This is a genomic window from Streptomyces sp. NPDC025638, assembly GCF_055558775.1.
Genome location: NZ_JBVHLX010000002.1, coordinates 437,856 through 461,804, shown reverse-complemented (window position 1 = coordinate 461,804; position 23,949 = coordinate 437,856). Strand labels below are relative to the sequence as shown.

Sequence of the window (23,949 nt, the reverse complement as noted above, 5' to 3'; positions counted from 1 at the left end):
CTCACACCCCCCACCCGCGCGTTCCCCCCACCGGCCACCCCCCACTGAGGAGACTCATGTTCGGGCTCAACCGCGCAAAGAGAACCGCTGCCGTCGTCGCGGCGACCGCCGCGGCCGCGGCGACCGCACTGCTCAGCGCCCCCACCGCTGCAGCGGCTCCACAGCCCATCGTCGGCGGCACGACGACCACCACGACCGCGTACCCGTTCGTCATGCAGATCACGGACGCGTCGGGCAATCAGTTCTGCGGCGGCACTCTGGTGGCGGCCAAGAAGGTGATCACCGCCGCGCACTGCATGGTCGGCGAGAGCACCGGCAACGTCCGCGTCGTGGGCGGCCGGACCTACCTCAACGGGACGAACGGCACGGTCAGCAAGGTCAGCAAGATCTGGGTCAACCCGGACTACACGGACGCCACCAACGGCGACGACGTGGCCGTGCTGACCCTCTCCACCTCGATGCCGTACACGACGGCGTCGTACGTCTCCTCCTCCCAGACGGGTGTGTACGCGGCCGGCACCACGGCCCGCATCCTCGGCTGGGGCACCACCTCGGAGAGCGGTAGCTCCTCCAACCAGCTGCGGACCGCGACCGTGCCGATCGCGGCCGACTCGAGCTGCCGCAGCTCCTACGGTTCGGACTTCGTCCAGACCGACATGGTTTGCGCCGGATACTCATCCGGTGGCGTAGACACCTGCCAGGGCGACAGCGGCGGTCCCCTGCTCATCGGGGGCGTCCTGGCAGGGATCACTTCCTGGGGAGAGGGGTGCGCGGAGGCCGGTTACCCGGGTGTGTACACCCGGCTGACCACCTTCTCGAACCTGGTGACCACGCAGGTCAACTCGTAACCCAGAAGAACTCCTGAGAACCCCTCAGGTAGATACCAGGGGGGCGTTGCGAGCCACCACGAGCGGCCCGCAGCGCCCCCCTTTCCATGCGACTCTCAAGTCCGTACGACGGTGCCGAAGCGGATGTCGTACGACTCCCCCGGATGCATGACGGCGAGCATCCGCTCCCCCTCCTCGGTCACCTCCTCCCACCGGCCCTTCGTGAGTGTCCCGAAGGGCTCTATCAGGAGTGCGTCACCGTCCAGTTTCCACACGCCCGCCACAAAGCCGTCGACGAGCAGGGTGCAGTGGGCCTGGTTGCCCTGCCAGGTGCGGCCCCAGTACGCGGGCGGTACGACCCGGGTGCGGTCGGCATGGGACAGGAGGAGGTTGTCGAATTCGGGGAGGAAGCGGGGCGGGGCCGGGGTGTCCGGGTCGGGGCGCGGGGCGTCGGGGAGGTCGAAGAGTTCGACGCCGTTGCCGTCCCGGAAGGTGACCAGCCGTGGGCGGAGGCGCTCGAAGGCCTCGCGGAGCCGGGTGAGTCCGGCCCAGGTCTGCATGTCCTTCACGGACGCCGGTCCGAAGGCGGCGAGGTAGCGCAGGACTGTCGCGTCCGGGGCCGGGGCGGGCTCGGCGGAGCGGCCCAGCCAGTGTTCGGCGGTGGTCAGGGCCACCTGCCCGCTCCTGCCCCACAGCCCGCGCGGGGTGACCTGCACGAGCGGGAGCCTGCAGCGGGCGGCGATGGACAGGGACTGGGGGTCGGCGCCCGGCCACTCGGCGAGCAGCGCCTCGCGCAACTGCGCCATGGTCCGCGGCTCGGCCTCGACCAGCTCACGGGCGAGCACGGCGAGACGGTCCAGATCGACACCGGCCAGCCCCTTGCGGAAGGCGTTCAGCTCGCGGTCCCGGGCGGCCTGGACGAGCGGCCGCAGGGTGAGGCAGTCGTCGGCGGTGTGGGTGTGGATGGTGGAACGCATGGTGACGATGCGGACGACCTCGCGGTCGGCCATGGGCCGGGACAGCGCCTCGGGGGTGAAGCCTTCGAGACGGGCGGCAAGCGCGTAGTAGGGAGGCTTGACGTTCTGCGCCTGAAGCCCGAGGAGATGCTCCACGGCGGCCCCGACGGACAGCGGCGCACGGCTCAGCAGCAGCTGCCGGGCGAGGGTCGCACGGTTCAACGCACGGGTGTCGAGGGAGGGGGCGAGGGCCACCCTCGTAATGCTCCGCTTCGTCATGCACCGCACGCTAGTGCCGCTTGCGGACATGTTCTGTCCGCAACTCTCTGCGGGACGGCGGAGCCGTCCTCGTGCGCCGGCCACGCGGTGCGCTGCCGCTCCTCCTCCGCGCAGCCGCAGAGGATGCCTGGCACGGTGAGGTCGGGCCTCGACGTCATCCCATGCCTGCTCGACATCGGCCACCGGGTACGGGCTGGTGGTCACCTCGTCGCCGTCCAACTCACCTGCGACGGCCAGGACATCGCGTGCCGCGGGTGGGGAGTCCTCGCCGTGCCGGGTGCGCATGAAACCGGCGCGGTCCCTCTCGACGCGGCCGACGGCGCTATGGGGGCGTCGAACGGGTCACTGTGCGGTCTCGTAGCGAGCGACGTTCTTCGAGACCGCCTTGAGCAGCGGTTCCAGATGATCGACCAGTTGCTGGTAACCGCTCTTCCGGCCGTCCGACCACTGGCCCAGTCCCGCCACCATGGCGCGGCCCTGCCCGGTGAAGGCCTGCACCATTCCGCTGTCGGCCGGCAGGGTCGGCAGGCCGGATCCGGGCGGTGGGGCTTGCGCGGCCACCTCGTAGTCGTCGAAGTTCATGGACAGTTGGGTCACCAGCTTCACCGTCTCCTGGGGGTCCTTCATGGTGAAGACGGCCAGGTTGAACTGGTTGTTGCGGGTGTCCTTGTACAGCGCGATCTCCTCGCCGAGGCACCCGCTGCCGGCGGCGATCTCGGCGGCCAGCGCCGATCCCACCGAGTCGGGCTCGGTGCAGGACTTCAGCACGGCCGAGCCCACCCTGGTGAAGGTGCCACCCTTCCCGTCCGCCACATGGACCGGAAACGCCTCGGCCACCGGGATCATTGGCCTCTCTGCCGTACGCGGTGTGGGTGTGGCCGTTGTCGTCGCGGGTGCGGCAGCTTCGTGTTCCGGGGACGACGAGGCGGTGTAACTCACCGCAAGGACGGCCGCCGTGACCACGGCGGCCGCCGCTACGGCCGGCACGGCATTCCGGGGCCACGTACGCTTCCGGGCAGGAACCGGGCCTTGCTGGAGAAGTGGATTCTCGTTGCTGGACACGGTGAGACCATATTGATCAGGCCTTCCGAGGTGTATACAACGAGGTCACAGCATGATCACTATTGGGGCGCCCACCCGAAGGATCCCCCGTATATCCTGCTGCGTGATCACCCCGACACACGCTCGACCGGGAGGCAGCCGCGATGCATGAGCGACGCGCCGGCTCCGGCGAGAAGAATCACCGCAAGTCCGTCTGGCGTCGCGCGCTGAACCAGCCGCCGCCGACTGCCGTGCCGGCCGCGCCCCCGGCGCGGACCCCGGGCGGGGATGCGGTCGAACCCGTCAGCATCGTCCAGGCGGCCCTGTACCGCGACGGGGTGCGCGTCTCCTCCCCGGACACGCTCACCGACACCTACCGCGAACTGCGCAAGCAGCCCTCCGGCATGGCGTGGATCGGGCTCGCCCGCCCCACCGAGGGTGAACTCCTCCCCCTGGCCGCCGAGTTCGATCTGCACCCGCTCGCGGTCGAGGACGCGATGGAGGCGCACCAGCGCCCCAAGCTGGAGCGGTACGGCGACACGCTGTTCGTCGTCCTGCGTGCCGCCCGGTATCTCGACGCGCCGGAGGAGGTCGACTTCGGCGAGCTGCACGTCTTCGTGGGCCCGGACTTCGTCATCACGGTCCGGCACGGGGCCGCTCCCGACCTCTCGGCGGTCCGCGGCCGTATGGAGGACTCCCCCGACCTGCTCAAACTCGGCCCGGAGGCGGTGCTGTACGCGATCCTCGACGCGGTGGTCGACGGCTACGCGCCCGTCGTCTCGGGGGTCCAGAACGACATCGACGAGATCGAGACCGAGGTGTTCCGCGGCGACCCCGAGGTCTCCCGCCGTATCTACGAACTCTCCCGCGAGATGGTCGAGTTCCAGCGCGCGACCCGCCCGCTGGTCGGCATGCTGCACGGTCTGATGGCCGGTTTCGCCAAGTACGAGACCGACGAGGAGCTCCAGCGCTACCTCCGCGACGTCGCCGACCACGTGACCCACATCAGCGAGCGCGTGGACGGCTTCCGCCAGGCCCTCACGGAGATCCTCACCGTGAACGCGACCCTGGTGAGCCAGCAGCAGAACGCGGAGATGCGGGCGCTGGCGGAGGCCGGATTCGAGCAGAACGAGGAGGTCAAGAAGATCTCGGCATGGGCCGCGATCCTCTTCGCCCCCACCCTCGTCGGAACGATCTACGGCATGAACTTCCGCGAGATGCCGGAGCTGCACTGGGCCCTCGGATACCCCTTCGCCGTCGGTCTGATGGGGGTCGTCTGCGTCACCCTGTACCTCATCTTCAAGCGCAAGGACTGGCTGTAGCTCCGGCACCCACGGCGCTCAGTCCGCCGGCGGGACCCGGTCGCAGACCGAGGGGAGCCAGGTCAGGCCCGGCTTGCGGCCGAGGGTGTCGAGGGACTTCAGCAGGGACCCGAGGTCGCCGGGGCGGGCCAGGAACTCGATGGTCGCCTGGGCGAAGGCGTCGCGCACCGTGGGCGGCATGGCGTCGGAGGCGTCGAAGCAGTGCACCGCCCGCCGGTCGAGGAGGGTGGTGGCGAGCGAGTGGCGGTACGCGGTCACCGGCTCGTACGTCTCCAGCGGCACCTTGGCGTCCACGGAGAAGCCGGACTCCTTGGCACTCCAGGCCCGCTGCGCCTCGGCGGAGGCGAGGTAGCCGATCAGCCTCTTCGCCTGCGGGGTCGCGTGCAGGAGGGCGACCAGGTCGCCGGAGACCTCCCATGCGTCCGAGTCGCCCTTGCCGAGGAGCCGGGAGGAGGCCACGTACTGACCGTCGACCCGCTTCCACGAGTCGGAGGAGTTGCGGATGAACGAGGCCTGGTGCTCCAGGCTGCACTGCCGCGGATCCTTGGTGACGAACGCGGAGGCGTCCTGGTAGTCGGTCAGCAGGGCGCGCCGGACCAGGTCGTCCGGCTTCCGGCCCGCTCCGACCATGGTCCCCCACTTCTTCCAGGCGTTGCGGACCGCGTCGGAGTCCCAGGGGATCTCGCCCCGCGCCCATTTCTGGTACGTCTGCCAGCCCGACTGCTGGAGGAGGATGTCCTCGATCCAGTCGGTACCGGGCCAGCCGCTGGTCGCGCCGGAGCCCATCCCCAGGCACCACTGGCCCGGCTGCCGGGCGGCGTCCCGGATCTGCTGCTCGGTCATGCCGCCGGGGTGCCAGACGATGCTCTTCAGGTCGGCCTTGAGCGGGAACCAGTACACATGGCCGTCGACCGGGGTGGCCCAGGACTCGCTGAAGTCCCCCTTGGGGATGAGCCCTTCGAGAGCCTTCAGCTGGTTCTGCCGGACGTACGCGGCGAGTTCACCGGGCCCGGTGAGCACCACCACGTCGGGCGGGGTGCCCGCCTCCACGTCGGAGCTGAGCACCTGGCTCTCGGCGGAGCTGCCCTGGTAGTCGACGCGGATGTGGTACTTGCTCTCGAAGGGGGCGATCACCGCCTCCTCGAAGTTCTTCTGGTCCTCGCCCGTCCAGTTGGCCAGCAGGGTGACGGTCGGCTCCCGGCCGTAGACGCGGACGCCCACGACGACGAGGGCCGCCAGCAGGGCCAGACAGCTCGCCACGACCGTGACCGTGCGGACGGTCAACCGGGGCGCGCTCACCGCGGCCTGAACCGGTAGTCGTTGATGTGCTGTCGCAGGCCGGTCTCGGCCAGCATCATGAGCAGGCCCCCTCCGATCACGATCCATACGGCCGCCGCCGCGCGGAAGCCGGTGTGTGCCAGGTTCGCGGCGGTCTGCCGCCCCGCTTCGGTGATGGCGGACGGCTCGGACAGCTGCCCGTGGAGCAGCCCGCGGGTGTCCGACATGCCGTCGTGCGTCCACAGGGTGAACAGCGTCAGGGTCACGACCCCGACGACCAGCAGGGCGCCTGCCGCGAGCAGTTCGCGGTTGTACTTGCGCCGGAACCGCCGGCGCAGATAGACCTGCGTCTCCAGCAGGGCCGCCGCCAGGGCGAGGACCAGGAGCACGACGACGCTCCAGCCGAGCCACAGCGTCCAGCCGAAGCTCGTCTGCCGTTTCATCACGCCCTGCTGGTCCTTCTGCAGCTGATCCAGCCGGGTCCTTATGCCCGAGTGTCTGTCCTCCAGGACGCTGCTCGCATACCTGAGGTAGGCGTCGCGCAGCACGCCCGCGGGTTCGAGCTGGGCCTTCTGGACCATGCCGTGGTACACGGTGATCAGGTCGGCGACCGTCTGCAGGGCCTGCCGGCCCGCCGGCCCACCCACGTCGTCGGCGGCCGCGACGGCCAGACTGCGGGCGGCGACGGAGATCTGCTTCTGGAACTCGCTGGTGGACGGTGTGGCGGCCGTGGCCTCCCGCTGGGCCTGGGCGAGCGCGTAGCGCGCGGTGTCGACGGCGAGGACGCCCGGCACGCTGGAGGTGCGCAGCGGGTCCGCGTCGCCGTGCACCCCCTCGTAGGAGACGAAGAGGCAGACGGTCAGCACGGCGGTGAGTCCCAGCAGCAGCCGACGACGCAGGGACAGGTCGTGGGCGGTCGTGCTGGCGCCGTGCGGCGGGCGGTGCCGGCCGCCGAGGAGCCGCTCCAGGAAGCGGGGCAGGGAGCCGGGCGCGGCGGACGCTCTCGTGTCCCGGGGCGGGGTGCCGGTGCTCATGCGGACTCCCCGAGCCGTCTGCCGCAGTCGCCACCGCAGTACAGGGAGCCCGCCGGGCCGAGCCACTTGCAGTCCGGGCACTCCACGAGCTCCTCGCCGCCGTCACCGGCCGCGCCGGGGGCGTCGGGTCCGGCCGGGGGCTGCTGCGCGGCGGCCGCCGGGTCCGGTGGGGTGGTCATGGCGCTGGAGAGGATCAGATGCTGCCAGTCGACGTCCTTGAGCCCGTCGCGCACGGTGACCCGGCCCCCGGGCTCCCGCCCCTCGTCCGTGATCTGCCGCAGGGCGCGCAGCAGTTGCGGGTCGTCGAGCTCCCGCGCCAGTGCCCAGGCCCGGCCGAGTTCGGCGTCCGCCTCCGTCCGGCCGTCCGCGCCGCGCAGCCACGCCCGGTACGCCCGGGCCACGGCCGCGCCGGACTGCTCGTACAACTGGTGGCGCCGTACTCCTGGGTGCTGCCGGGAGGCGTCGGCGGGGTTGTCGGTCCAGTGCACCAGGACCGGCTGCGGCGCCGGCAGCCCTACGGTGCGGCCGAAGTCGGGGACGAGCAGTTCCACGGCGGCGAGCTGGAGGTCCTCGCCGAGGTCCCGGCCGGACGGGTCGGCGGTGAGGACGACCTGGTAGTGCCGGACCTCGTCGCCCCAGCCCCGGGTGACGTACTCGGCTCCGCGCTCGCCCGATCCGGTGCTGACGGTGAGGAGTTCCTGTTCGGCGGGCACGACCTGCTTGACCTGCCGGATCACCGTGCCGGGGGTGGGGACGAGCCGGATGCGCAGCTCGGGGACGGCCGTGCCGAGCAGGCCGTTGACCAACTCCTCGTAGGCGGCGGGCAGTTCCGATTCATGGCGGACCGCGGCCGCGCGTCCGTGCAGCCGCCGGGCGATGCGCAGCAGTACGTCGGCGTCCCAGCCGTCGCCGATACCCCAGGCGTCGCAGATGAACCGGCCGTCGCAGGCGTCGAGCGCGGTGTCCAGCCGCATGGCGGCGCGGTCGTCATGTTCGTTGCGGCCGTCGGTGAGCAGCAGGACGTGCTTGATGGGGGCGTCCTGTCCGTTGAGCAGCCGGCGGGCGAGGTCGAGCCAGGTGCCGATGGCGGTGCCGCCGTCGGCGTCCAGGACGCGTACGGCGTACTCGGCGGCCTCGCGCTGCCGCGGGTCGGCGACGGCCATCGCCTCGGCGCCGGGGGCGGGGTGGACCACGGTCGCGTCGAAGCGGCCGGACAGCACGGCGAAGGCGGTGCGGTCGGGCAGCAGTCGTACGGCCGCCACCGTGGCGTCCTTCGCGGCGCGCAGTTTCGTGTCGGGGTGGAGCATCGACCTGGAGGTGTCGATGATCAGCACCTCGGCGAGTGCGGCCCCCGAGCCGCCGGGCCGTCCCGGCAGCGGTCCGGCCCCGGTGTGGGTGACCCCGATCTCCAGGATGGCGTGCATCTCCTGGTCCCCCGGCGGTCCGGCGGCCGTCGGTACGGCGGACAGGTACTTGTTCTGGCCGACCGCCAGTGTCACCTCGATGCCACCGGCCTCGCTCATCGCTGTGTTCCCTTTCGACGGCTCGTCATTGCGTCTGTTCAGAAGGTGGTCATGGGCCGGACGGCATTGGCCAGGTCGAGCAGGCGGCCGTGTTCGTCGGCGGTGCGGGCCTGGCCGGCCAGGTGCCGGAAGGACTGTTCCAGAAGCGCGCGCAGCGTGTCCTCGTCACCGGATCCGAGCACGGTCCCGGTGGGGAAGTCCGGCCCCCACCCTTGCGGCGGCCGGCGGCCCAGGGCGTTGTCCCGCACCTCGGCGACCAGCCGGGCCCGGGACTCACCGTCGGTCGCTCCGCCGTCCAGGCGCAGCTCGGGCAGCCGCCGGACCGCGTCCCGCAGGTCGGCCACGGACGGCGCCCTGCCGTCCAGGGTGCCGGTGCGGATGCGCACCGCGGCGATACGGGCCGCGTCGTGGTGGCGAGAGGTCGAGGGGACGTGGTCGAGGACCCGTACCGCCTCGTCCCGCCGGCCGGAGGCCAGATGGCCGCGGGCCAGCCCGAAGGCGGCCGCGGCGTGGGCGGAGTCCCGCTGCCAGACGGCCTCGTGGAACTTCATGGCCCGGGCGGTCCGGGGATCGCGCTGCCCCTGGGTGCCCCGCTGCGCCTGGGACTCGCGCAGCCGCTCCGCGCAGTAGCCGAGGGCGAGCTTGGGGACGTATTCGCCGGGCAGGGCCCGGTACACCGCCTCGAAGCAGCTGCCGGCGTGGCTCACCTCGTCCTTGCTCAGGTGCAGGACGCCGCGGTGCCAGGCGATCCGCCAGTCGTACTTGGCGTCCTGCGCGCCGAGTTGGGCCTCGGCCTCGTGCAGCCAGCTCTCGGCGTCGTCCTGTCTGCCGCTCCTCAGATAGGCGCGGCACAGCCACAGCGCGGTCTCGGGGGTGCCCAGCCGTGATTCGCGGCGCCACTGTTCGGCGACGCGGTCCGGGGCGTCCGGCGGGAAGGTGTCGAGCAGCAGGGCGGCGCCGTCGGCGGGGTCCGGGACGGGCTGGGGCAGGGCGGCGGCCACCTCGTGGGCGGGCGGCGGGCTGATGTCCAGTTCGCCGGGGCGGGCGGCGGGGCGGGCCGTCCAGTGGGCCAGGGAGGGGATCGCGCCGAGCCCGGCGTCGAGGGAGGCGTCGGTGGGGCGGAACCGGGTGGAGCTCTCGGGGAGCTGTTCGCCGAACCGCAGCGAACGGAACTCCCGCAGCACTTCCCACAGTTGACGGGACATCTCGGCCGCCGAGCGGAACCGGGCCCGGGGTTCGGCGTGCGTCGCCCGGTCGATCAGGCGCCGGAAGGAGTCGGGGGCGAGACCGCGGGCCGGTTCCGCGCTGCGGGCCAGGGCCTGCAGCGTCATACCGACGGTGTAGAGGTCGCTGTCGACGTGCCAGCCGCGCTTCTCGATCTCCTGCTGCGGCGGGGCGAAGGTGCTCGTGTACACATAGGCGGAGGTGCGGTCGCCGATCGCACGCACCGCGCCGAGGTCGATGACCTTGATGCCGCGCCCGAAGTGGATGACGTTGGCGGGCTTCATGTCGCAGTAGAGCAGGCCGCGTTCGTGCATGTACTGGAGCGCGCCGAGGATCTTGCAGCCGTAGGTGAGCACATGGTCGAGGCGGGGGCGGCCCTTGAAGAGCCGTTCCGCGTCCTCGTCGTCGAAGAGGCGCTGCAGGGAGCGGCCGCCGATGTAGTCCATGACCAGATAGCCGGTGGGCGACTGGCCGGGCACCTCGTGTTCGGCGTAGGTGATGATGCGGACGATGTCGGGGTGGTGCAGAGCGGTGAGCGAGCGGCGTTCCTCGACGGCGTTGCGGCGGGCGAGCGCGTCATGGACGTTGATCAGTCCCTTGAGCACCACGCGGTGCCCCTCGGCGCGGGTGTCCTCGGCGAGGTAGATCCAGCCGAGGCCGCCGCGGGCGAGGCAGCCGAGGATCCGGTAGTGGCCGGCGACGATCTGGCCGGGGTGGAGCTGGGGCAGGAAGGAGTAGGGCGTACCGCAGCGCGGGCAGCGACCGGAGGACCTGGCGGGCTGTCCGCCGTAGCCGACGCCGATCATCATCGTGCACCCGTCGGCACCGCAGCGGCGTCCGCCGGTGGGGGGTCTGGGCTCCTCGACGACCGGGTGCGCGGGGACGGGTACGTCGGGCAGGACGACCAGTCCGTGCTGGTCGAGGTCGCCGACCCCGGCGACGGCGTGGACCGGGGCGTGGCCGGGCGGCTCGGGGCCCGACTGCCCCGGCTCACCGGCATCGCCCGGCACCGGCTGCGGCGGCAACTCACCGATGAGCCCCGGCTTGCGCCCGCACGTGTCGCAGAAACCGGTGACCATGAGACGGCCCGCGCAACCGGCGTGGGTACATGACGTCACGCTGTCCCCTCCTCGTACGCCTGCGGGTGCCCGGAGCAGTACGGCGCGGGGACGAGTCCGCGCCGGTCGAGGTCGCCGACCCCGGCGACGGCGTGGACCGGGGCGTGGCCGGGCGGCTCGGGGCCCGACTGCCCCGGCTCACCGGCATCGCTCGCCACCGACTGCGGCGGCAACTCACCGATGAGCCCCGGCTTGCGCCCGCACGTGTCGCAGAAACCGGTGACCATGAGACGGCCCGCGCAACCGGCGTGGGTACATGACGTCACGCTGTCCCCTCCTCGTACGCCTGCGGGTGCCCGGAGCAGTACGCGACGAATCGCCCGGCCGCGTGTTCCGCCGCGTCGACGTCGCACGGGGCCTCGCGCAGCAGTGCCGAGGCGGTGTCATACAGCTCGTACGCCATGAGGTTGCGCTCGGCCTGCGCCGGGTCGGCCCTGCCCTTGGACAGTTCCCACACCGAGGCGACCCGGCCGCGCAGTTCGTCGCGGCGCGCGATGCGGGCGTCGAGCAGTGCGGCCGCCCGCTCCAGCCGCCGGGTCCGGCGCGCGGCCGCGGCCTCGTAGACGAACAGGTCGTCGGCCCGCGACGGTTCCGTCTCGCGGTCGGCGGCCTCGGCCAGTTGCCCGCGCAGCAGACGGGTGAGCGGGATGCCGCGCCGGGCCCGGTCGATCAGGCGCGCGGTGTCGGGATCCCCGCCGGGCAGTACCCGGCCGAGACGCTCGTCGAGGGCGGGTCCGAGCCGGTCCACGATCCGGTCGAGGTCCGCGCGCAGCCGGGCCCAGCGGTCGGCCAGCGGCCGGTGTACGAGCGTGTCCGCGGCCTGCGTGGCGCGGTCGTTCGGGGCGCGGAACACCAGGAGCAGTCTCGCTCCCTGTTCGGCGAGCCGCTCCAGCATCCCGAGCAGCGGGTCGGGTTCGGCCGCCTCGTCGACCCCGACGAGGACGGCGGCGAGCGTGATGCCCATCGCCACGATCTGCTCGGGCAGCGGGACGGCGGTGTCCCTGGGGGTGCCGAGCCGCTCCGCGATCCGGTCCATGACCTGGGCGACCGTCAATCCCTTGACCACGAGAGCGAGATCGTGTCCGCCGGGCGGCGGGACGGTCTCGCGCGGATCGTCGGCGAAGCGGCTGGTGTTGTCACGGGTGCGCAGTTCGCGGTCGGCCAGGGTGACCGCGCGTCTCAGGGTCCAGGCGCGGCGGCCGCGCACCGGGACGACGGTGACGAGCACCGGCCAGCCCTCGCCGCGGAACCAGGTGGCCAGTTCGGTGGCGAACGGCACGTCCAGTTCGCCGGTGCTCTCCTTGGGGTGCAGCCTCGGGTCGACGGCGGACGGGCCGACCGTCCAGGCGGCGACCTGGGGGAGATGGCGCAGGATGGTCTCGGTGGGGCTCATGTAGGTGAACGCGGATCCGTGTCCCGCGTCGACGCTGAGCACGATGCCGATGAGCTCGCCGGTCGCGTAGTCGACCACTCCCCCGCCACTGAACCCGGGTCCCGCCAGTTCGCCCGGGGTCTCGGGGCGAAGCTGCACCTGGCTGTCCCGGCCGCGCCCGCCGACCAGGGTGGCGCTGTGCCAGCGGCCCCCGTCGTCGCCCTCCGGGAAGCCGTACATGCCCACGCCCTCGCGCGAGGCCGCGAGCCGGCACAGCCGGGTGGTCTGCCGGGTGGGGCGTGGTTCGGCCAGCCGCAGCAGGGCCAGGTCTCCGGTGCGGTCGCCGAAGGAGTCCTCCTGCTGCGGCACGTACTCGTCAGGGCTGACCGTGGCGGCGACCGCCGGTACGCCCGGTACGCCGACGAAGTGGACGACGTACCGTTCGCCCGGGCTGACCACATGGGCTCCGGTGAGCACCCGGTCGGGCCCGAGCAGCACACCGGCGCCCACGACCGGCCCTCCGGCCTGCTGAATCCGTGCAACCCAACGCGGCGTCTCCATCCGCGACTTGACGGCTCGTTCCCCCGTGCGCGTCATGTCTTCCGAGGTTACTCCCCGTACCCGTCCGGTACCACTGGGATGCGCTGGGACTTGACAGACGGGGGTTGTCCGGGGCAACGGGCGGTGCTGGGCGCGGCGACGACGTCCGACGGCGTCCTCGGGACGTGTCTACGCAGGGGCCGTGGTCGCGCGCCAGCCGGTCCAGTGCAGGACGGTCACGGCGATCACCGGGCCGGCCGGCGGGTGGTCGCGGTACTGGGGGTACTTGTCGCGGAGCAGCGCGAGGGCGGCGGTGTACGCGGCCCGGTCGGGTGAGTCGGGTACGTCGGGTGCGTCAGGTGCGTCCGGCGCATCGGATACTTCGGGTGGGGCGGGCGCGACGACGCGGGCCTCGCCGTCGGCTCGGACCCACCACAGGCGGTCCCAGTTCTCGTTGTACAGGTCCGCCAGCAGACACACGGCCGGCCGGCCGGCGATGTTGCGCAGCCGCTTCAGCCGGGTCGTGGTCTTCGGCTTGTGGTCGACGGCGGTCACGATCCCGTCGGTGCCCTGCACGGCGAACACGACCGGCACCAGATGGGGGCGCCCGTCCGTGTCCACGGTCGCCAGCCGCGCCACCCGGGCCGCGGTGAACCGCCGCCGCGCCTCGTCCGCCGTCATGTCCGGCACCGTTGCACCTCCGCCGCCGCCGACGCGGCCGTCAGTACCCGTCCAGCGCGTCGAGCACGTCGTCGTCCGTCAGTTGTCCGAAGTCGTCGTACCACTGGCCGACGGCCGAGAAGCCGTACGGCTGGTGCAGACAGACCACGTCGTCGGCCTCTTCACCCAGCAGGGCGAGCGAGTCCGGCGCGCCGACGGGGACGGCCAGGACGAGCCGTGCGGGGCCCTTGCGCCGCACGTGGCGCAGCGCGGCGCGCGCGGTCGAGCCGGTGGCCAGTCCGTCGTCGACGACGATCACCGTGTGTCCCCGCAGGTCCAGCGGCGGGCGGCCCTTGCGGTAGCGCCGCTCACGGCGGTGGAGTTCCTGCCGCTCCCGCTCGACCGTCGGGGCGAGGGACTCCTCGGTCAGGCCCAGGCCGTCCAGGGTGTCCGCGTCGTAGAGCGGGGGGTCGTCGCCGGCGATCGCGCCGACACCGAACTCCGCGTGGTGCGGGGCGCCGATCTTGCGTACGAGGAGCACGTCGAGCGGTGCTTCGAGCACCCGGGCGACCTCCGCGGCGACCGCGACGCCGCCTCTGGGGAGGGCCAGCACGACGGGTTTCGGCAGGGCGCCCTTGTCCCGCAGGTCTCGGAGCCGTTCGGCGAGTTCGCGTCCGGCCTGCTTTCGGTCCTGGAAGCGCATGGGTCGTCCTCTCGCTGGAGGTCGGTCCTCGTCTTCCATGGTGATACGGGCAACCGCACACATCTATACACACCGTCTATACGCGTTATGTATAGTCCCGGCATGCCTCTGTGGACCAAGAAGCTTCCGACCGGGAAGACGCCGAGACGGGGATCGGGGTTGCGTCTCACCGCGCTGACCGCCGCGGCCCTCTCGCTGACCCTCGCACTCACCGGCTGCGCGGACACCGACACGACCGCCCCCAGCGCCGCCCGCGCCCATGCCGCCTCCGGATCCCAGGCCGCCAGGTTCGGGACCGTCGACTGTCGCGAGGCCAAGTGCATCGCGCTCACCTTCGACGCGGGGCCCAGCGAGAACTCGGCCCGGCTCCTCGACATCCTCAAGGAGAAGCGGGTCCCGGCGACCTTCTTCCTGCTCGGCAAGCGGCACATCGAGAAGTACCCGGAGCTCGTCAAGCGCATGGCGGCCGAGGGCCACGAGGTCGCCAGCCACACCTGGGACCACAAGATCCTGACCCGGATATCGGAGAAGCAGATACGTGAGGAGCTTCAGCGGCCCAACGACGCGATAGAGCGCCTCACCGGGCACCGGCCGACGCTGATGCGCCCGCCCCAGGGCCGTACGAACGGGACCGTGCACCGCATCAGCCGTGAGCTGGGGCTGGCCGAGGTGCTGTGGAGCGTGACCGCCAAGGACTACACGACCACCGACTCCGCACTGATCACCAAGCGCGTCCTCGCGCAGGCGTCCCGTGACGGGATCATCCTGCTGCACGACATCTACCAGGGCACCGTGCCCGCCGTACCCGGCATCATCGACGCCCTCAAGGAGCGCGGGTACGTGTTCGTGACCGTGCCGCAGCTGCTCGCGCCGGGGAAGGCCGAGCCGGGGAAGGTGTACCAGCCCTAGGACAGCACTGGTGCAGCACCGGTGCAGCACCAGGGCGCTCCTCACCAGGTCAGGTGGAGCTCGCGCGGAGAGCGGTGGATCAGCGTGGGCCGCATGGTGACGGGGTGCCCGTCGGCCGGCCGCAGTCCGGGCAGCCGGCGCGTCAACTCCTCCAGCGTGACGCGCAGTTGCTCGCGGGCCAGCTGTGCGCCGGGGCAGGCGTGCGTGCCGAAGCCGAAGGCGAGATGGCGGCCGGGGGCGCGGGTGATGTCGAAGTCGTCGGGGCGGGAGTGGCACGAGCCGTCACGGTTGGCCGCGCCGAACGCGACGAACACCGCTGCCCCGGCCGGGAGTTCGGTGCCCGCGAGGGTGACCGGGCGGGTGGTGATCCGGCGGAAGCCCTGGAGCGGGCCGTCGTGGCGCAGCGCCTCCTCGACCGCCGCCGTAATCCTCCCCCAAGCTCTTCGAGCAGGGGGTACCCCCATTCGCTCCGGCTGCGCTCCGCTCGTCTCCGCGCACAGCAGCTCCCACTGGGACCGGTGCCGCATCAGGTGCAGGATGGTGGTGCCGATCAGCGCGGTCGTGGTGAGGTGCCCGGCGATCAGCAGGTTCTGCAGATGGGCGACGGTCTCGTGCCGCTGGTCCAGGGTGAGTTCGTCCTGACCGGGGCCGGCCACGGAGGCGACGATCTCCGTGCAGAGGTCCTCGCGCGGCCGCGCGTACCGGTTGCGGGCGCAGCGGTCGAGGACGTGCTGCATTGCCACCACGTCCTGGGCGGCGGCCAGTTGATCCGCCTCTTCAAGAGGCCGGAACAGCAGTTCCTCGGCGCGGTGTCCGCCGTGCACGACCACGGGTACGTCGGCCGGGTCGAGGCCGACGATCCGCCCGATGACCTCACCGGGCAGCCGCCTGGCATAGCCGGACATCAGCTCCACGTGCCCGTCCTTGACGAAGCCGTCGACGAGGGCGGCGGCACGCTCGGCGGCGTACGGCACCTGCGCGGCGATCCGGGCCGGTGAGAGCGCGCGGACGAGCGGTGCCCGTAACCGCTGGTGCCGCTCGCCGTCCGAGGTGACCACCACCGGCCGCCCGCCGAACCCGCCGCCGAGGACGACGAGCGCGGCGGGCGACGGGAGCACGTCCGGCCTGAGCGCGTTCGCCGACGAGAAGTCCTCGGTACGACGCAGCACTTCGCGTACGTCGGTGTCCCTGGCCACCAGCCACGCGTCGAGCTCGGCGACATGGGTGAGCCCCTCGGCCGTCCGGGCCCGCGCGTAGTACGGATAGGGGTCGCGCATCAACTCGTCGAGCCTGCCGTGCTGTTCACGGTCCACGACGCCCTCCCGAACGCTGGTACGGGGACGCGCCTCATGGTGCCGTACGGCTGTACGGCGCGACAGGGGACGTACGGCGCGCCGGCCGGTGACCTCGCCCGAGCAGTGCGGCATCCCGCCGCGCCGACCAGCGTACGCCCGCTTACGAAGCCCTCGTTGGCGCAACTGCCCGAGGCGACTCGGGTCCCCTTTCGGGCAACCGCTTCCCTAAGATCGTTGCGTGGTCACCTTCCAGCTCGAACGCACGGCACCGCTGCCGATCGACGAGGCGTGGCGCCGGCTCACGGAGTGGCCCCGGCACGCCGACGTGGTCCCGCTGACGCGGATCACCGTGGTCACCGATCCGCCGACCCGGGAGGGCACGCGCTTCGTGGCCCGTACCGGGATCGGTCCGCTCTCCTTGGCCGACCCGATGGAGGTCACCGCCTGGCACCCGCCGCGCGACGGCGAGCCCGGCCTGTGCCGCCTGGTCAAGCACGGACGGGTGGTGCGAGGCTGGGCCGAGTTGGAGGTACACCCGGGACCGGGCGGCCGTACCCGCGTCGTGTGGCGGGAGGAACTACGCCTCCGCGGCCTCCCGAGCCTCTTCGACCCCCTCCTGGACCGCACGGCCCGGGCCATGTTCGGCAGGGCGCTGAACAGCCTGCTGAGGAGGGCGTGAACGGCGGAGGGCATCAGGACTGCCGAACGGGCACACGGGGACGGACACTTGACCGCCGGCCACGCGCCGGCGGACAGCCACGGCGGCCGACGAAGGCCACACGCCCGCGCGCCGGCAGCCGGGCACTGGCCAAGAGCTCACCGATCGCGCTGCGCAGGTGGCCCTGCTCGCCGATCTCGGCCACGGCCCCTCGCGCCGCACGACCCGCGACCGCCTCGACGACAACACCCCGTCCCTGCCCAAGAACCGCGGCCTGGCCATGTGAACGGACTCACACACCGGCCTCGGCCCCGACAGTCCGCCGCCGCCCGCCCCGGGCCCCCGGCCGACGATGCCGCAGGTCCCGCCCTCAGCCACGGACAGAGCACCGGTCTCCGTGACGGCCCTCAGGCCACCGAACCGATCCGGCCCGCCGGTACGGACGTCGTGCCGTGGTGGATCGGAGTGTGCGCGCCCGTGAGGGACGCGCCGGTGCCGCCGCGGCGGCCCGCGACGATCTCCGAGGCGATCGACAGGGCTGTCTCCTCGGGGGTGCGGGCTCCCAGGTCGAGGCCGATGGGGGACCTGAGGCGTGCCAACTCCAGGTCGGTGACGCCGACTTCGCGCAGGCGCTCGATGCGGTCCAGGTGGGTGCGGCGGGAGCCCATCGCGCCGACGTAGGCCACGGGCAGTCGCAGGGCGAGCCGTAGCAGCGGAACGTCGAACTTGGCGTCGTGGGTGAGCACGCACAGGACGGTACGGCCGTCGACGTCCGTGTGCTCCAGGTACGTGTGCGGCCACTCGACGACGATCTCGTCGGCGTCGGGGAAACGGGTCCGGGTGGCGAACACCGGCCGGGCGTCGCACACCGTCACGTGGTAGCCCAAGAACTTGCCGATGCGGACCAGCGCCGAGGCGAAGTCGATCGCGCCGAAGACGATCATCCGGGGCGGCGGGACCGACGACTCGACCAGCACGGTGAGCGGGGCGCCGCAGCGGGAGCCCTGCTCGCCGATCTCCAGGGTGCCGGTGCGGCCCGCGTCCAGGGAGGCACCGGCCTCGGCGGCGACGGTGCGGTCCAGTTCGGGATGGGCGCCGAAGCCGCCGTCGTACGAGCCGTCGGGGCGGACGAGCAGGGCCCGGCCCCGCAGCTCCGCCGGGCCCGACACGATCCGCGCGACCGCCGCGGCCTCCCCGCGCGCGGCGGCGGCCAGCGCGGCCGCGACCACCGGACGGGCGGGGTCGGCCGCCCGTACCGGTGTGACGAGGATGTCGATGATGCCGCCGCAGGTGAGGCCGACGGCGAAGGCGTCCTCGTCGCTGTAGCCGAAGCGCTCCAGGACGGTTTCGCCGTCCTCCAGCGCCTGTTGGCACAGTTCGTACACGGCACCCTCCACACAGCCGCCGGAGACCGAGCCGATCGCCGTGCCGTCGGTGTCCACCGCGAGGGCGGCACCCGGCTGGCGCGGGGCGCTGCCGCCGACCGCCACCACGGTGGCCACGGCGAAGTCGCGTCCCCGCTCGACCCACCGGTCGAGCTCCTCGGCGATGTCCAGCATCTCTCGGTCTCCTGACGACGGTTGTGTGGAGGGTCTTTCGGTGAGCGGCTAGTGCACGCCGAGCCAGCTCTCAATGGGATTGAGGGCGAAATAGACCAGGAAGATCCCTGTCAGGCCCCACATGAACGCCCCGATCTCCCGGGCCTTGCCCTGAGCGGCCTTGATGGCGGCGTAGGAGATGACGCCGGCGGCCACGCCCGCGGTGATGGAGTATGTGAACGGCATCACGACGACCGTCAGGAACACCGGGATCGCGATGGCCCGGTCGGCCCAGTCCACGTGCCGTGCGTTCATCAGCATCATCGCGCCGATGACGACCAGGGCGGCGGAGGCGACCTCCTGCGGGACGATCGCGGTGAGCGGGGTGAAGAAGAGGCAGGCCGCGAAGAACAGTCCGGTGACGACCGAGGCGAGGCCCGTGCGGGCGCCCTCGCCCACGCCGGTGGCCGACTCGATGAACACGGTCTGGCCGGAGCCGCCCGCGACACCGCCGATCGCACCGCCGGCGCCGTCGATGAACAGCGCCTTGGACAGGCCCGGCATCCGGCCCTTGCCGTCGGCCAGTCCGGCCTCGGTGCCGACACCGATGATGGTGGCCATCGCGTCGAAGAACCCGGCGAGCACGAGCGTGAAGACGATCATCCCCACGGTCATCGCGCCGACCTTGCCCCAGCCGCCGAACTCGACGTGCCCGAAGAGCGAGAAGTCGGGCATCGAGACCGCACTGCCGTGCAGTTCGGGGGCACCGCTGGCCCACTGCTTGGGGTCGATGACACCGGCCGCGTTGAGGATCGCGGCGACGATCGTGCCGCCGACGATGCCGATGAGGATGGCGCCGGGGATGCCCCGGGCCTGGAGCATGAAGATCAGGAGCAGGGTGCCCGCGAAGAGGAGGACGGGCCAGCCGGCCAGTTCACCGGCGGGGCCGAGGGTGACGGGGGTCGCCTTGCCCTGGTGCACGAAGCCGGACTTGTAGAAGCCGATGAGGGCGATGAACAGGCCGATGCCCATGGTGATGCCGTGCTTGAGCGCGAGCGGAATCGCGTTCATGATCATCTCACGCAGGCCGGTGACGACGAGCAGCATGATGACCACGCCGTACATCACGCACATGCCCATGGCCTGCGGCCAGGTCATCTGCGGGGCGACCTGTGAGGAAAGGACACCGGAGACGGAGAGGCCGGCGGCGAGGGCGAGCGGCACCTTGCCGGCGAATCCCATCAGCAGTGTGGTGAAGGCCGCCGCGAACGCGGTCGCGGTGATGAGGGCCTTCTGGCCGAGCGTGTCCCCCGCCGCGTCCTTGCCGGACAGGATCAGGGGGTTGAGCAGGAGGATGTACGCCATCGCCATGAAGGTGGTGACGCCGCCGCGCACTTCGCGTGCGACGGAGGATCCTCTCGCGGATATGTGGAAGTACCGGTCGAGCCACGACCTGCCGGCCGGGTTGCGGGTTCCCGCACCCGCGTCCTCGGCGGTGGTCGTCGACTCCAGAGACTGCTGGGTCATGTGGGGCCTACTCCCAAGGTTCATAGGGGCACCCGCAGCAACCGCCTCGGCGGCTGCGGGATTTGGGATGCTGCTTCGGCCGCACGACCCGGGGGACGGCCCGAGACGAACGATCTGAATACTCCGGGCGGCGCGGAGTGTGTGACGTTCCGTGCGCCGCCCGGAGGGTCTGTCATGCCGTTCCGGTGAGGTGTTCCGGCCGGACCGGCGTCCTGTTCAGCTCCAGGCCCGTCGCGTTGCGGATGGCCGCGAGGACGGCGGGAGTCGAGGACAGGGTGGGGGCCTCGCCGATGCCACGGAGCCCGTACGGGGCGTGGTCGTCGGCGAGTTCGAGCACGTCGACGGGGATGGTCGGCGTGTCGAGAATCGTGGGGATGAGGTAGTCCGTGAAGGAGGGGTTCCTGACCTTCGCCGTCTTCGGGTCGACGATGATCTCCTCCATCACCGCCACGCCCAGGCCCTGGGTGGTGCCGCCCTGGATCTGGCCGACGGCGGACAGCGGGTTGAGCGCCTTGCCGACGTCCTGGGCGCAGGCCAGCTCGATCACCTTGACCAGGCCCAGCTCGGTGTCGACCTCGACGACCGCCCGGTGCGCGGCGAAGCTGTACTGGACATGGCCGTTGCCCTGGCCGGTGCGCAGGTCGAAGGGCTCGGTCGCGCGGTGCCGCCACTCGGCCTCGACCTCGACGGCCTCGTCCTCGAGCACGTCCACCAGGTCGGCGAGGACCTCGCCGGCGTCGGTGACGACCTTGCCGCCTTCGAGCAGCAGCTCCGCCGTCGCCCAAGCGGGGTGGTACGTACCGAACTTGCGGCGCCCGATCTGCAGCACCCGCTCGCGCACCAGCTCGCAGGAGTTCTTCACGGCGCCGCCGGTGACATACGTCTGCCGGGAGGCCGAGGTCGAACCCGCCGAGCCCACCTGGGTGTCGGCCGGGTGGATGGTCACCTGGGCGACGCCCAGCTCGGTGCGGGCGATCTGCGCATGGACGGTGACACCGCCCTGGCCGACCTCCGCCATGGCCGTGTGCACGGTGGCCACGGGCTCGCCCGCGATGACCTCCATGCGGACCTTGGCGGTGGAGTAGTCGTCGAACCCCTCGGAGAAGCCGACGTTCTTGATGCCGACCGCATAGCCGATGCCTCGTACGACGCCTTCGCCGTGCGTCGTGTTGGACAGTCCGCCGGGCAGCTGCCGTACGTCGGCGCCCTCGCTGCTCTCCCACTGGCGCTCCGGCGGCAGCGGCATCGCCTTGACGCGGCGCAGGAGTTCGGCGACCGGGGCCGGGGAGTCGACGGGCTGGCCCGTCGGCATGATGGTCCCCTGCTCCATCGCGTTCAGCTGCCGCAGCTCCACCGGGTCCATGCCGAGCCTCTTCGCCAGCTTGTCCATCTGCGCCTCGTAGGCGAAGCACGCCTGGACCGCGCCGAAGCCGCGCATGGCGCCGCAGGGCGGGTTGTTGGTGTAGAGGGCGATGGCCTCGATCTCGACGTCGTCGACGACGTACGGCCCGATGCCGAGGGAGGCGGCGTTGCCGACGACGGCCGGGGAGGCGGAGGCGTACGCGCCGCCGTCCAGGACGATGCGGCACTTCACATGCGTCAGCTTGCCGTCGTTCGTCGCCCCGTGCTCGTAGTACAGCTTGGCCGGGTGCCGGTGGACGTGCCCGAAGAAGGACTCGAACCGGTTGTAGACGATCTTGACGGGCTTGCCGGTGCGCAGGGCCAGCAGGCAGGCGTGGATCTGCATCGACAGGTCCTCGCGGCCGCCGAACGCACCGCCGACGCCGGCCAGCGTCATGCGCACCTTGTCCTCGGGCAGGCCGAGCACGGGCGCGATCTGGCGCAGGTCGGAGTGCAGCCACTGGGTGGCGATGTAGAGGTGGACGCCGCCGTCCTCCTCCGGCACGGCGAGACCTGACTCGGGGCCGAGGAAGGCCTGGTCCTGCATGCCGAAGGTGTACTCGCCCTCGACGATCACGTCCGCCCGCTCGCGGGCCGCCGTCACGTCACCGCGGACGATCGGCTGGCGGTGGACGATGTTCGGGTGCGGGACGTGCCCGGCGTGGTGGTCGTCACGGCCCTCGTGGACGAGGATCGCGTCCGGCGCGGTGGCGGAGGCCTCGTCGGTGATGACGGGCAGTTCCCGGTACTCCACCTTGATCTTGGCGGCGGCGCGGCGGGCCGTCTCCGGGTGGTCGGCGGCGACGATCGCGACCGGCTCGCCGTGGTGGCGTACCTTGCCGTGGGCCAGGACGGGGGTGTCCTGGATCTCCAGGCCGTAGTTCTTCACGTCGGTCGGCAGGTCGTCGTACGTCATGACGGCGTAGACGCCGGGCGTCGCGAGGGCCTCGCCCGTGTCGATCGAGACGATCTCGGCGTGGGCGACGGTGGAGCGCAGGATCTGGCCCCAGAGCATGTCCTCGTGCCACAGGTCGGACGAGTACGCGAACTCGCCGGTGACCTTGAGGGTGCCGTCCGGGCGGAGGGTCGACTCGCCGATGCCGCCCTTGGTGTGGGAGCCCTGGGTGATCTTGGTGGGAGCGCCGTTCGTAGGCATGCTCAGACAGCCTCTCCCTGCCGGGCGGCCGCCAGGCGGACCGCGTCCATGATCTTCTCGTAGCCCGTGCAGCGGCACAGGTTGCCCGAAAGGGCCTCGCGGATGTCCGCGTCGGTCGGGTTGGGGTTGTTCTCCAGCATCTCGTCGGCGGCGACGAGCAGACCCGGCGTGCAGAAGCCGCACTGGACGGCTCCGGCGTCGATGAACGCCTGCTGGATCGTGGAGAGTTCGGTGCCCTCGCCGGTCTGGGAGTCCGAGGGCTTGGCCTGCCTCCCCCAGGCTTCGCCCGGGGGGACCCCCAGCTGGGCGTCCTGCATCGACGTACCGCACGCGCCGGTCCCGCAGGAGCGCTGCTTGGCGTAGTCCGCCAGACCCTCGACGGTGACCACCTCGCGGCCCTCGACCTGGCCCGCCGCGACCAGGCACGAACAGACCGGCACGCCGTCCAGGCGGACCGTGCAGGAGCCGCACTCGCCCTGCTCGCAGGCGTTCTTGGAGCCGGGGAGCCCGAGGCGCTCGCGCAGGACGTAGAGCAGGGACTCGCCCTCCCAGACGTCGTCGGCTTCCTGCGGGCGTCCGTTGACAGTGAAGTTGACGCGCATTACGCGGCTCCCTCCGTGATGCGCCGGGCGCCGCGGTACGACTCCCAGGTCCAGGTGAGCGTCCTGCGGGCCATGACGCCGACCGCGTGGCGGCGGTAGCTCGCGGTGCCCCGGACGTCGTCGATCGGGTTGCAGGCGGCGGAGCACAGGTCCGCGAACTGCTTGGCGACCGACGGGGTGATGATCTTTCCGTTGTCCCAGAAGCCGCCCTCTTCGAGTGCCGCGTTCAGGAAGTCCTCGGCGGTCTTCGCCCGGACCGGGGTGGGCGCGGCCGAGCCGATGCCGGTGCGGACCGTGCGGGTCTCGGGGTGCAGGGCGAGACCGAAGGCGCACACGGCGATGACCATGGCGTTGCGGGTGCCGACCTTCGAGTACTGCTGTGGGCCGTCCGCCTTCTTGATGTGGACGGCGCGGATCAGCTCGTCGGGGGCGAGCGCGTTGCGCTTCACGCCGGTGTAGAAGTCGTCGATCGGGATCAGCCGTGTGCCGCGCACGGACTCGGCCTCGACCTCGGCGCCCGCCGCCAGCAGGGCCGGGTGGGCGTCGCCGGCCGGGGATGCGGTGCCGAGGTTGCCGCCGACGCCGCCGCGGTTGCGGATCTGCGGGGAGGCGACCGTGTGCGAGGCGAGGGCCAGGCCCGGCAGTTCGGCGCGCAGGTTCTCCATGATCCGGGTGTACGGCACGGAGGCGCCCAGCCGCACGCTCGCCTCGCCCACCTCCCACTCGTAGAGGTCGCCGACGCGGTTGAGGTCGAGGAGGTACTCGGGCCGCCTGTGGTCGAAATTGATCTCGACCATCACATCGGTGCCACCCGCAATCGGCACAGCGGAGGGGTGCTCGGCCTTCGCGGCGAGCGCCTCCTCCCAGCTGGCGGGGCGAAGGAAGTCCATGACCGGCTCTCTTCTTCGTCTTGGGGTCGTACGGAATGAGCCAGATCGTGTGCGGCGGGCCCGGCTCGTTCATGTGCTGTTCACGCTGAGTGGGCT

20 protein-coding genes are annotated in these 23,949 nt (G+C 71.8%); 4 read left to right on the top strand and 16 right to left on the bottom strand.

Translation table 11 applies throughout. The annotated features are described in order from the left end of the window. The first annotated feature begins 56 nt into the window (after positions 1-56). Complete coding sequence (locus ACZ4EG_RS06175; RefSeq protein WP_453557572.1) at positions 57-848, top strand: S1 family peptidase; 792 nt, start codon at positions 57-59, stop codon at positions 846-848. Between the two features lie 95 nt (positions 849-943). On the opposite strand, the gene ACZ4EG_RS06170 is transcribed toward ACZ4EG_RS06175, so the two are convergent. Next, positions 944-2,062, bottom strand: coding sequence for a winged helix DNA-binding domain-containing protein (locus ACZ4EG_RS06170; RefSeq protein WP_467789734.1), 1,119 nt, complete (start codon positions 2,060-2,062; stop codon positions 944-946). 342 nt (positions 2,063-2,404) lie between these two features. Beyond that, positions 2,405-2,899 (bottom strand): hypothetical protein, encoded by a 495-nt coding sequence (locus tag ACZ4EG_RS06165; RefSeq protein WP_467789733.1) that lies wholly within the window; start codon positions 2,897-2,899, stop codon positions 2,405-2,407. Between the two features lie 368 nt (positions 2,900-3,267). Between ACZ4EG_RS06165 and ACZ4EG_RS06160 the strand changes: the two genes are divergently transcribed. Next, positions 3,268-4,425: a magnesium and cobalt transport protein CorA gene (locus ACZ4EG_RS06160; RefSeq protein WP_467789732.1), complete on the top strand. Its 1,158-nt coding sequence runs from the start codon at positions 3,268-3,270 to the stop codon at positions 4,423-4,425. An 18-nt stretch (positions 4,426-4,443) separates the two neighbouring features. On the opposite strand, the gene ACZ4EG_RS06155 is transcribed toward ACZ4EG_RS06160, so the two are convergent. From ACZ4EG_RS06155 to ACZ4EG_RS06120, 8 genes are all read right to left on the bottom strand, one after another. After that, the gene (locus ACZ4EG_RS06155; RefSeq protein ID WP_467789731.1) at positions 4,444-5,685 is read right to left on the bottom strand and encodes an ABC transporter substrate-binding protein; all 1,242 of its coding nucleotides are present in this window, start codon (positions 5,683-5,685) and stop codon (positions 4,444-4,446) included. 35 nt (positions 5,686-5,720) lie between these two features. Further along, positions 5,721-6,737: a hypothetical protein gene (locus ACZ4EG_RS06150; RefSeq protein WP_467789730.1), complete on the bottom strand. Its 1,017-nt coding sequence runs from the start codon at positions 6,735-6,737 to the stop codon at positions 5,721-5,723. After that, positions 6,734-8,260 (bottom strand): VWA domain-containing protein, encoded by a 1,527-nt coding sequence (locus ACZ4EG_RS06145; protein WP_467789729.1) that lies wholly within the window; start codon positions 8,258-8,260, stop codon positions 6,734-6,736. The genes ACZ4EG_RS06150 and ACZ4EG_RS06145 overlap by 4 nt, the downstream gene beginning before the upstream one ends. A 38-nt stretch (positions 8,261-8,298) precedes the next feature. Continuing rightward, positions 8,299-10,602, bottom strand: coding sequence for a serine/threonine-protein kinase (locus ACZ4EG_RS06140; protein ID WP_467789728.1), 2,304 nt, complete (start codon positions 10,600-10,602; stop codon positions 8,299-8,301). Further along, positions 10,599-10,868 carry a hypothetical protein gene (locus tag ACZ4EG_RS06135; protein WP_467789727.1) on the bottom strand — a complete coding sequence of 90 codons (270 nt, stop codon included), beginning with the start codon at positions 10,866-10,868 and terminating at the stop codon, positions 10,599-10,601. The genes ACZ4EG_RS06140 and ACZ4EG_RS06135 overlap by 4 nt, the downstream gene beginning before the upstream one ends. Continuing rightward, positions 10,865-12,571, bottom strand: a complete 1,707-nt coding sequence (locus ACZ4EG_RS06130) for a S1 family peptidase (RefSeq protein WP_467789726.1) — start codon at positions 12,569-12,571, stop codon at positions 10,865-10,867. Before ACZ4EG_RS06130 ends, ACZ4EG_RS06135 begins: the two co-directional genes overlap by 4 nt. Positions 12,572-12,703: 132 nt before the next feature. Next, positions 12,704-13,195 carry a TIGR03668 family PPOX class F420-dependent oxidoreductase gene (locus tag ACZ4EG_RS06125; protein ID WP_467789725.1) on the bottom strand — a complete coding sequence of 164 codons (492 nt, stop codon included), beginning with the start codon at positions 13,193-13,195 and terminating at the stop codon, positions 12,704-12,706. Between the two features lie 40 nt (positions 13,196-13,235). Further along, complete coding sequence (locus tag ACZ4EG_RS06120) at positions 13,236-13,877, bottom strand: phosphoribosyltransferase (RefSeq protein WP_467789724.1); 642 nt, start codon at positions 13,875-13,877, stop codon at positions 13,236-13,238. A gap of 102 nt (positions 13,878-13,979) precedes the next feature. On the opposite strand from ACZ4EG_RS06120, the gene ACZ4EG_RS06115 reads away from it, so the two are divergent. Then, positions 13,980-14,786, top strand: coding sequence for a polysaccharide deacetylase family protein (locus tag ACZ4EG_RS06115; protein WP_467789723.1), 807 nt, complete (start codon positions 13,980-13,982; stop codon positions 14,784-14,786). A 41-nt stretch (positions 14,787-14,827) separates the two neighbouring features. Here the strand turns inward: ACZ4EG_RS06115 and ACZ4EG_RS06110 are convergent, their stop codons facing one another. Further along, positions 14,828-16,099 carry a cytochrome P450 gene (locus tag ACZ4EG_RS06110; RefSeq protein ID WP_467789722.1) on the bottom strand — a complete coding sequence of 424 codons (1,272 nt, stop codon included), beginning with the start codon at positions 16,097-16,099 and terminating at the stop codon, positions 14,828-14,830. A 220-nt stretch (positions 16,100-16,319) separates the two neighbouring features. Between ACZ4EG_RS06110 and ACZ4EG_RS06105 the strand changes: the two genes are divergently transcribed. After that, positions 16,320-16,760 carry an SRPBCC family protein gene (locus ACZ4EG_RS06105; protein ID WP_467789721.1) on the top strand — a complete coding sequence of 147 codons (441 nt, stop codon included), beginning with the start codon at positions 16,320-16,322 and terminating at the stop codon, positions 16,758-16,760. A gap of 386 nt (positions 16,761-17,146) precedes the next feature. On the opposite strand, the gene ACZ4EG_RS06100 is transcribed toward ACZ4EG_RS06105, so the two are convergent. The 5 genes from ACZ4EG_RS06100 to ACZ4EG_RS06080 all read right to left on the bottom strand — a co-directional run bounded on the left by ACZ4EG_RS06100 (position 17,147) and on the right by ACZ4EG_RS06080 (position 23,853). Further along, the gene (locus tag ACZ4EG_RS06100) at positions 17,147-18,298 is read right to left on the bottom strand and encodes an XdhC family protein (RefSeq protein ID WP_467789720.1); all 1,152 of its coding nucleotides are present in this window, start codon (positions 18,296-18,298) and stop codon (positions 17,147-17,149) included. Positions 18,299-18,346: 48 nt separating this feature from the next. Then, positions 18,347-19,804, bottom strand: a complete 1,458-nt coding sequence (locus ACZ4EG_RS06095) for an NCS2 family permease (protein ID WP_467789719.1) — start codon at positions 19,802-19,804, stop codon at positions 18,347-18,349. A gap of 172 nt (positions 19,805-19,976) precedes the next feature. Beyond that, positions 19,977-22,361 carry a xanthine dehydrogenase family protein molybdopterin-binding subunit gene (locus tag ACZ4EG_RS06090; protein WP_467789718.1) on the bottom strand — a complete coding sequence of 795 codons (2,385 nt, stop codon included), beginning with the start codon at positions 22,359-22,361 and terminating at the stop codon, positions 19,977-19,979. Positions 22,362-22,363: 2 nt separating this feature from the next. Beyond that, entirely contained in the window at positions 22,364-22,963 is a 600-nt protein-coding gene (locus tag ACZ4EG_RS06085) for a (2Fe-2S)-binding protein (protein WP_467789717.1), read from the bottom strand. After that, a complete protein-coding gene (locus ACZ4EG_RS06080) occupies positions 22,963-23,853 on the bottom strand; it encodes an FAD binding domain-containing protein (protein WP_453557612.1) in 891 nt (296 codons plus the stop codon). Before ACZ4EG_RS06080 ends, ACZ4EG_RS06085 begins: the two co-directional genes overlap by 1 nt. Between the last annotated feature and the right edge of the window lie 96 nt (positions 23,854-23,949).

What these genes read in the sequence shown, in the direction of transcription:
- ACZ4EG_RS06175 (WP_453557572.1), top strand. Translation starts at nt 57, where the DNA reads ATGTTCGGGCTCAACCGCGCAAAGAGAACCGCTGCCGTCGTCGCGGCG.
- ACZ4EG_RS06170 (WP_467789734.1), bottom strand. Translation starts at nt 2,062, where the DNA reads ATGACGAAGCGGAGCATTACGAGGGTGGCCCTCGCCCCCTCCCTCGAC.
- ACZ4EG_RS06160 (WP_467789732.1), top strand. Translation starts at nt 3,268, where the DNA reads ATGCATGAGCGACGCGCCGGCTCCGGCGAGAAGAATCACCGCAAGTCC.
- ACZ4EG_RS06150 (WP_467789730.1), bottom strand. Translation starts at nt 6,737, where the DNA reads ATGAGCACCGGCACCCCGCCCCGGGACACGAGAGCGTCCGCCGCGCCC.
- ACZ4EG_RS06145 (WP_467789729.1), bottom strand. Translation starts at nt 8,260, where the DNA reads ATGAGCGAGGCCGGTGGCATCGAGGTGACACTGGCGGTCGGCCAGAAC.
- ACZ4EG_RS06130 (WP_467789726.1), bottom strand. Translation starts at nt 12,571, where the DNA reads ATGACGCGCACGGGGGAACGAGCCGTCAAGTCGCGGATGGAGACGCCG.
- ACZ4EG_RS06125 (WP_467789725.1), bottom strand. Translation starts at nt 13,195, where the DNA reads ATGACGGCGGACGAGGCGCGGCGGCGGTTCACCGCGGCCCGGGTGGCG.
- ACZ4EG_RS06120 (WP_467789724.1), bottom strand. Translation starts at nt 13,877, where the DNA reads ATGCGCTTCCAGGACCGAAAGCAGGCCGGACGCGAACTCGCCGAACGG.
- ACZ4EG_RS06115 (WP_467789723.1), top strand. Translation starts at nt 13,980, where the DNA reads ATGCCTCTGTGGACCAAGAAGCTTCCGACCGGGAAGACGCCGAGACGG.
- ACZ4EG_RS06100 (WP_467789720.1), bottom strand. Translation starts at nt 18,298, where the DNA reads ATGCTGGACATCGCCGAGGAGCTCGACCGGTGGGTCGAGCGGGGACGC.
- ACZ4EG_RS06095 (WP_467789719.1), bottom strand. Translation starts at nt 19,804, where the DNA reads ATGACCCAGCAGTCTCTGGAGTCGACGACCACCGCCGAGGACGCGGGT.
- ACZ4EG_RS06090 (WP_467789718.1), bottom strand. Translation starts at nt 22,361, where the DNA reads ATGCCTACGAACGGCGCTCCCACCAAGATCACCCAGGGCTCCCACACC.
- ACZ4EG_RS06085 (WP_467789717.1), bottom strand. Translation starts at nt 22,963, where the DNA reads ATGCGCGTCAACTTCACTGTCAACGGACGCCCGCAGGAAGCCGACGAC.
- ACZ4EG_RS06080 (WP_453557612.1), bottom strand. Translation starts at nt 23,853, where the DNA reads ATGGACTTCCTTCGCCCCGCCAGCTGGGAGGAGGCGCTCGCCGCGAAG.